The 332-nt window shown below is 34.3% G+C and carries 1 protein-coding gene; it reads right to left on the bottom strand.

Features of this window, described 5'->3' with window-relative positions; genetic code table 11:
* Positions 1-29 precede the first annotated feature (29 nt).
* Positions 30-332: nucleotidyltransferase domain-containing protein (locus tag H6A61_RS15510; RefSeq protein WP_239469259.1), on the bottom strand; the 303-nt coding region annotated here is incomplete at its 5' end.

The raw sequence follows: 332 nt of genomic DNA, 5'->3' as shown, positions 1-332 counted from the left end.
GGTCAAATCGGCTTTGGGGTCTAGATATTTCATATCAATGTGCCTGTTTTCATTCTATCACAATACAAAGGATTATTGTTATCCTCGATTAAAAGAATAGGTTCTATAAGATTACTTATTTTCCTCCTTAATTTCCATAAGACAGGAGTATCATCAAAATACTTATCACTTAATTTATCTACCACCACAGCTATATCACTGTCACTATTTTCGTTATATGTAACTTTACTGTACGAGCCATATATATATAGCGCCTTAACGGGTAGTTTTTCTGCCACCAGTTTTTTGTATCTTTTTGCAATTCCGATAGCCTGCTCTTTATCCATGGTTGC

Source organism: Bacteroides caecigallinarum (assembly GCF_016901995.1).
Classification (GTDB): Bacteria; Bacteroidota; Bacteroidia; order Bacteroidales; family Bacteroidaceae; genus Phocaeicola; species Phocaeicola cellulolyticus.
The sequence above is the reverse complement of the archived record's forward strand: the minus strand, read 5'-3'. Positions and strand labels throughout refer to the sequence as shown.